This is a genomic window from Patescibacteria group bacterium, assembly GCA_041651155.1.
GTDB lineage: Bacteria > Patescibacteriota > Patescibacteriia > CAIXNZ01 > CAIXNZ01 > JAPLYF01.
In genome coordinates this window covers 1-6,752 of record JBAZJU010000016.1, presented here as the reverse complement: position 1 = coordinate 6,752, position 6,752 = coordinate 1, and the positions used below count along the sequence as shown (strand labels likewise).

General features: G+C 34.1%; 10 protein-coding genes. All 10 read left to right on the top strand.

Annotation, left to right across the window (positions count from 1 at the left end):
- Positions 1 to 780, top strand: a 780-nt coding sequence (locus tag WC460_06940) for a hypothetical protein (protein MFA5189065.1), incomplete at its 5' end; no start/stop codon positions are given.
- A gap of 264 nt (positions 781 to 1,044) precedes the next feature.
- Entirely contained in the window at positions 1,045 to 1,329 is a 285-nt protein-coding gene (locus WC460_06935) for a helix-turn-helix domain-containing protein (GenBank protein MFA5189064.1), read from the top strand.
- Between the two features lies 1 nt (position 1,330).
- Positions 1,331 to 1,579, top strand: coding sequence for a helix-turn-helix domain-containing protein (locus tag WC460_06930; GenBank protein MFA5189063.1), 249 nt, complete (start codon positions 1,331 to 1,333; stop codon positions 1,577 to 1,579).
- 41 nt (positions 1,580 to 1,620) lie between these two features.
- A complete protein-coding gene (locus WC460_06925; protein MFA5189062.1) occupies positions 1,621 to 2,931 on the top strand; it encodes a hypothetical protein in 1,311 nt (436 codons plus the stop codon).
- Positions 2,932 to 2,997: 66 nt separating this feature from the next.
- Positions 2,998 to 3,138, top strand: a complete 141-nt coding sequence (locus WC460_06920; protein ID MFA5189061.1) for a hypothetical protein — start codon at positions 2,998 to 3,000, stop codon at positions 3,136 to 3,138.
- A gap of 9 nt (positions 3,139 to 3,147) precedes the next feature.
- On the top strand, positions 3,148 to 3,441 hold the full coding sequence (locus tag WC460_06915) for a hypothetical protein (GenBank protein ID MFA5189060.1): 294 nt from the start codon (positions 3,148 to 3,150) through the stop codon (positions 3,439 to 3,441).
- Position 3,442: 1 nt separating this feature from the next.
- Positions 3,443 to 3,808 (top strand): hypothetical protein, encoded by a 366-nt coding sequence (locus WC460_06910; GenBank protein MFA5189059.1) that lies wholly within the window; start codon positions 3,443 to 3,445, stop codon positions 3,806 to 3,808.
- Positions 3,795 to 4,463, top strand: a complete 669-nt coding sequence (locus tag WC460_06905; GenBank protein ID MFA5189058.1) for a hypothetical protein — start codon at positions 3,795 to 3,797, stop codon at positions 4,461 to 4,463. Before WC460_06910 ends, WC460_06905 begins: the two co-directional genes overlap by 14 nt.
- Positions 4,456 to 4,944 (top strand): hypothetical protein, encoded by a 489-nt coding sequence (locus WC460_06900; GenBank protein ID MFA5189057.1) that lies wholly within the window; start codon positions 4,456 to 4,458, stop codon positions 4,942 to 4,944. The genes WC460_06905 and WC460_06900 overlap by 8 nt, the downstream gene beginning before the upstream one ends.
- A gap of 350 nt (positions 4,945 to 5,294) precedes the next feature.
- Positions 5,295 to 6,650, top strand: coding sequence for a site-specific integrase (locus WC460_06895; protein ID MFA5189056.1), 1,356 nt, complete (start codon positions 5,295 to 5,297; stop codon positions 6,648 to 6,650).
- Positions 6,651 to 6,752 lie beyond the last annotated feature (102 nt).

The window sequence follows — 6,752 nt, the reverse complement described above, 5'->3', positions numbered from 1 at the left end:
TATTTACAAACAAAATGCAGTGTGATGAATAAATTAGAGCCTGATTTTAATTTGTTAAAAAAATACCTGCCAATGGTAAGGGCAAACATGTTTACTTGGTATAAGGATTACTTGAAAAAAAAAAATAATGACTTTGATACTGAATTTACCAGAATCCTTGAAAATAATCTACTGATAGAACATAAGGACGAACTTTTATATTTTGCTGGGTGGTATGCAATAACTTTTGATCAAACAAACTATGATATTAAAAATCATAATAAACCAAATCCTTTTGAGCAACACAATAAAGATTTAAAAGAATTACAGGCTTTCATTTTAGGCAAAAAATGTAATGAAATTAAATTCTCATCACCTATTAATACAGTTAAGATTAAAAATGAATATTTGATAAGTGGATTAATGAATCTTATTCAAAAGTATATTAACCTCAAAAAAGATTACCCGGTTCCACCTGCTACCTATGTTGAGTATGTAAATGAAATGAATGAGATAATAAACAGAAACCCTTTAACCTCAATGCCTGAAATTCCGATTATGACAGAAGAGGAATTTAATAACAACCCATTCCCAAAAAAACAAAGCCATTATAAGAATTTCGCTATTCAATTGCTTAACGGACTATTCCCATACCTGAAGTCTGAAACACACTTTAAAAGTGAATCAAATAATCGTGTTTTTAATTTCATTATAGAGCTAACTACTTTTATAAATGTTGAATGGAAAAATATTTCAGTTTATCCGAACGATTATTTAAAAGACCTTTATAAAAACCTATAAATCAATAAGGTTATAAGCAAAAACATATAGTTATTCTTTGCCCCCATTAAAATAAATAACAAACTGCAATTTTGAGTTAAACAATTCAAAGCAGCTTGTTATGAATGAAAAAATATTAACCAGACGTGAAACTGCAAAACTACTAAACGTAAGTTTCAGCACATTGCGTAACTGGAACAAATCTGGCCAATTGATAGCAAGTCGAATCGGTAGTAAGATTTATTATCCTGAAAGCAGAATCATTAAAGCGTTGGAGGGTTAATAATGGATTTAATAGTTACAACCCCCGACCAGTTAAGGGCTATAATCCGGGAAGAAATTCAAAAGGCAACAAAACACCATCCGGAGCCAGAAAAGGATAGTCTTTTAACTATTGAACAGCTCTGTGATTACTTACCTGAACATCCTGCCCGCCAAACAATTTACTGTAAAGTTAACGATCGTTTAATTCCTTATGAAAAGCACGGAAAACGCTTGTATTTCCGTAAGTCAACTATAAATTTCTGGCTTTCAAATGGCCGTCAAGTTCAAACCAATTTATCCAAGTAATATGGAGCCATTACAATTGTTTGCCAAAAGGCCAGGGCATAGATCAAATTTACATCGACAGGTTTTGGATACTCTTGTCGATGGAGAAGAATTAACAGTAATCAGTGCATTGCAGAAATTCAGAACAATTGAATTAAGAAAGATTGTAAGCGATTTAAGGGCTGTAGGTATACCGATTTCAGATCGTTGGCATAAAAATCCATCCACAAAAAAGCGGTTCAAAATTTACTTTATCCAAAATAAAAAGTGAAAAACGATCCGAAATATTATTTCTGCATACCTGAGAAAGTAATGAATGTTTTACCAGACCTGGTTGAGTTAGGTAAATCAGAAATAACATATTTTAATGAATCTTATGTAAAAGAATTGATCACAATCATTGCCATGAATCAGCGGAAAAATGAAGGGGAGAGCCCGCTAAAGGCAAAGTATTTGAAACAACTCATACCTAATTATCAAAGTTATCTACGGTTTTTAATTGCTCTGGAGATAATTAAGCGAACAGGTAAATACGTTCCTCATCAAATATCGTATTGCTATTCATTCACGCCGGAATATAAAAGTCGTTATAAATATTTCCCGGTGAATGATATGTACTTAATCAGGCGGATCCGAAAAAACAATCTTAAACGTCATGTTTCTCATTTATACCCCAGCCAAAACAGGTTTATCCGACAAATGACCATTGAGCCGGAATCAAAGAATTTTATACAAAATTTTGAAACTGAAAAATATAATGCTGCTCTTTCCTCCATTTTGAAGATTCAGCAAGGTGATCTCTTTTATTCAGTAGATACTACTTCGGGCCGTTATCATTCAAATTTAACAAATTTACCCTCATCCCTTCGGCCATTTATCAGGATTAACGGCAAGCAGCTCTCAAATATTGATGTGAAAAATTCGCAACCATATTTTATGATACCATTACTTTATGATCCGTCTAAGGTCGCACACCTGGCAAAAAGTGAAAATTTCCGTATGTTATTGAAAACTTTACAACCCGTTAAAGCTCTTGACGTTACACTATGGTCTTTTCTTGTAATTTCCGGGAAGTTATATCAGTTTTTCTATGATCTTTTTAGGCAAAATAATTTAATGAAACAATTCCCGGAATATACTGATAAGGCAAAGAAGGCAGTAAAAGATAAAATGTTTGTGCTATTGTTCGGAAGTTCTCATTTATGGAGCCGGGAGCATGAAATATTTTACAATGCTTTCCCGAACGTTTATGAACGAGTTTGCATACTAAAGGGAAATACAAGAGGTAGCAAGTTTGAGAATTTTAAACGATTCTCAATACTACTGCAAACGATCGAATCAAATACGATATTAAATATTATACTGCCCAGGATCAACAAAGAACATCCCGAAATAATTACGGTGACCGTTCATGATTCTATAATGACTTCTGTCATGACAAATGAGGTTGAAGTTGTGTACTCCATTATGATGGAGGAGCTCATGAAATTTGTTGGTAAAAAACCAACTCTGAAAATAGAAAATTTTGCCCTTTTTACTCAATACAATAGTAATAGTAAGGGAAAAGGGAGGAAGGAAGGAGAGAGAAAGAACAATACTATTACGGTACTAGTAACCTTGTAACTAACAGAATGGTAATTTAATACATAGGGTGCTTTTCAAGATAAATAATAAAATGAATACAATAAAATGAAATTAAGTAAAAAAATTAATCCAGAGATAATGATGGAAGAGCACCTGCGTGCCCGCATTAAAGAACGTTTAAACAGCGGATGTGTCTTAATCAAAGATAATAATCTGGGAAACAGACTATTTGAAAACAATAAATAAATACAAAAAATGAAAGGACCAGGTAAAGGACGTACTAATAATCCCAATGGTAGGCCGAAAGGCTCACAAAATCGGACAACGACAGAGATTAAGGAATTAATTAATCAATTTATTTCCGGTAATCTCGAAGATTTACAGACTAATTATGACCAATTGGAAGCAAAGGATAAACTTCAATTTTTTCGGGACTTACTCAAATTCGTACTGCCTACGCAAAACCAGAGCGAAATTAATATTAACCAACTCACCGATAATGAACTGGACACCCTCATAGACGGAATTGTTAACAAATTAAATAAATAAGATGAATAAGAACACCAAAATTGCATTATTAAATGCCGCCTTTGCTGGTGATCGGCAGGCAGTAGATCGTCTATTAATGGCAAATGAAAACAGAATTTTCGTTGAAATGGTACCGGGAAAATATTGTACTCATAGGTTTTCTTGTGAATGCAAAGAGCCTGAAAAGTGTCGTCACTTAAAAGACGATGAGCAATTGCGCAGTGTGTATCTTAATGCAACGTACATCCAATTTAAAGACTATTCAGGGAATACTGAGCTTGCGAAACAATGTTCTGAATTTGGTTTTCCACCACCACAACAACGGGACGTAGTATACCTTAGGAACAATATTATTGACCTTCAAAAAAAATTGAATGATGAAAAATAAAGTCATTTTAAAAAAAGACCAGAACGCAATAGATAACGAATGTTATAATCTGCGAGACAACCTCAAAAAGATGACAGAGTTTTTAAATTGGCATAACGAGTTAAACTATGTGACAGCTCTAAAAACAATTGCATCGATTAAAGGCTTTTTTAGAACTCCAAACCAATACTATACAAAAGAAGTGAATAATTATCTTTTACATCAAACAGGGTTAAATACCCTGCCACCGAAGCTTAATAGTTTGTACGATCAATATAATATCGAGCCTTGCAAAGTTTGGAGTTTTGACAATACACCGTACTTTGATTGTCTGCAGTTGTCGGACAACTTGCAGTTAAGCTATTCAAAAACAGTTTATGAAGATATTGAATCCCGGCACACTTTCTATGCAACAGAGGCAGAGGCCGCCGCGCTTGCAGAATTAGATCGGATGTGGATAAATATCGAAGAGTTATGTAATATTTTTAGTGAAAGCGAATTTTATAAAAGATTTTATCTGGATAGGTTCGCACAAGCTTTGGGCTTTATTACAAAGCCTTATGCCCTATTTGGAAAGGATGGAGGCAATCAAACCCGGTGGGATTTAGAGCAATTAGACAAGCTGGCTAAAGCAGGTTTCGGAAAAATGTTAACCAAAAATTATACAAATGAATAGATTAGATCAAATTAAAAAGGGTATAGAAGCGAAACTTCATACCGGTAAAACTGCAAATATTATGCACGGTATACGCTGTAATGTCCGCGCAGCAATTGATAAGCCAGTAAAAGGTAAGGGCAGTATAATATTAACGAACCTGGTACAGTTCTTAACCGTTTCCGGACGGAGTTGGGGCGATCCTAAAACAATGACAATGGATTCAATTGCCGGTGAATTTCTGGCAAGGTTGCGCGATTACCTGCAAACTGTAGCTGTGAGATATGAATCAGATCAGAAGCTTTTCATTTTGATTGATAAGAAATGGTTTGAGTTAACCCGTACAGATTTCACTGTTAATTTACTTCCTATGCTTCGAGAGATCGGCGCACCAAGTGGTTATCTGAATGCAACCCTTATTAAAAAGCTATATCCTATGATTGTAGAGCTTTGGAAAAGTATCGACCCTGAGTATAAACAGGTTTCAAAATTATTGGAATAGTCTTTTCTGTTAAGTTTCATTTTTCGCCCGGTTAATAGCCGGGTTTTTTATTTCTGTACGTACATTTGTACGTACAAGTCTTGAAATAAAAAAGGCTCTCATTTCTGAAAGCCTTATTATTGTTGGTAGCGAGAGAGAGAATTGAACTCTCGACCTCATGATTATGAATCATAACTACTATGTTTTTGATATTTATTGAATATGTTTTAATAAAACTATCATTCAGATATTTACGTATAAATGTTTATATGTTGTTATTGGTTATTTATGGTTTATTTATTACTTTTGTACGTACAAATGTACGTACAAGGTATTTTTGTACATACAAATAATAATAAAAGTTTGGCAATATGAAGGCAACAGCGAATATTTATTTTGATGGGAGGGCTTCCCGAAGAAATAAAGACGGCCTCCGCCCGGTAAAATTATGTATTACTTATAACAGAGATCAAAAATACTATTCCATTGTTGATCAATTGTGCAATAATGAATGGCGATATATTAAAGATGATGATATAAAAAAAGTTTATCCTATAAATGAAAAAACCAAAGAACCTAAAAACCCGATTGGAATATATAAAGATATTCGTATTGAATACGAAAGGATTGTTAAGAATGCAGAGGGTATTATAAAAGATATAGATGATAAAACAGAATCATTCAGTTTCAACCAGTTTGAAGAACGTTTTTATAACAAAGCTGGTTCATGGGACAATGTTTTTACTGCAGTATGGAACCATATTCAGGACTTAAAGAGTGAAGGCAGGTTCGGATATGCAAGTAGTTTTGAAAGCACGTTAAGGACTATCAAAGAGTTTCACATTGGTAAAAGTTTTGACTTCAATCCAAGAAAGGACAAAGTAGAGACACGATCAAAAGCATATCTCACAGGAAAAGAATTACGCTTTATTGATATTACAGATACCTGGCTGAAAAAATTTGAAAGGTGGATGCAACAGAAAGGTAAATCAAAATCCACAATTGGCATATATGTACGCAATATTCGCCGTCTTTTCAACCTTGCTATAGATGACCACAAGGTTAAAGCGAACTATCCTTTCACAGAACATAAAATTAAAAGTGCATCCGGACGTAAAATGGCATTGACGGCACACCAAATTAGTTTAATTGCCAATTATGAGACTAAGCACCCGCAGGAGCAATTTTATCGGGATATATTCATGTTTTCATTCTTAGGCAATGGAATGAACCTTTCAGACGTTGCAAGGTTGAGGCATTCAAATATTAAAGATGAGGAAATTTGCTTTGTAAGAGAGAAAACTAAAAATAAAGACCACGAAGTTACTTTGCAGGTTCCAATAACAAAAAACATGCAGGTCATTATTAGCAGGCACGAAAATAAGACGATCGGATACGATGCTTACATATTCCCTATCTTAAAAGAAGATTGGGCAAACGATCAGAAATACGCCGCAATTAAGCAGCTTACAAAACAGGTGAATAAATATATCCGGCATGTAGCTCATGCAGTTGGTATTAAAGACAATATTTCGAGTTATACCGCTCGCCATAGTTGGGCGACCATTTCAAAAAACAGCGGTACTTCAATAGAGTATATCAAAGAGGCCCTGGGCCATAGCTCCGTAGCTGTTACAGAGAATTATCTTAAATCATTTGAGAAATCCACAAGGCAGGAGCATTCAACTAAAACGGAAGATTCTATTTACAAACAAAATGCAGTGTGATGAATAAATTAGAGCCTGATTTTAATTTGTTAAAAAAATACCTGCCAATGGTAAGGGCAAACATGTTTACTTGGTATAAGGATTACTTGAAAAAAAAAAATA

Bases quoted from the DNA above. Each gene is read 5' to 3' on its own strand.
- WC460_06935 (MFA5189064.1), top strand. From the start codon at position 1,045: ATGGATTTAATAGTTACAACCCCCGACCAGTTAAGGGCTATAATCCGG.
- WC460_06930 (MFA5189063.1), top strand. From the start codon at position 1,331: ATGGAGCCATTACAATTGTTTGCCAAAAGGCCAGGGCATAGATCAAAT.
- WC460_06925 (MFA5189062.1), top strand. From the start codon at position 1,621: ATGAATGTTTTACCAGACCTGGTTGAGTTAGGTAAATCAGAAATAACA.
- WC460_06920 (MFA5189061.1), top strand. From the start codon at position 2,998: ATGAAATTAAGTAAAAAAATTAATCCAGAGATAATGATGGAAGAGCAC.
- WC460_06915 (MFA5189060.1), top strand. From the start codon at position 3,148: ATGAAAGGACCAGGTAAAGGACGTACTAATAATCCCAATGGTAGGCCG.
- WC460_06910 (MFA5189059.1), top strand. From the start codon at position 3,443: ATGAATAAGAACACCAAAATTGCATTATTAAATGCCGCCTTTGCTGGT.
- WC460_06905 (MFA5189058.1), top strand. From the start codon at position 3,795: ATGATGAAAAATAAAGTCATTTTAAAAAAAGACCAGAACGCAATAGAT.
- WC460_06900 (MFA5189057.1), top strand. From the start codon at position 4,456: ATGAATAGATTAGATCAAATTAAAAAGGGTATAGAAGCGAAACTTCAT.
- WC460_06895 (MFA5189056.1), top strand. From the start codon at position 5,295: ATGAAGGCAACAGCGAATATTTATTTTGATGGGAGGGCTTCCCGAAGA.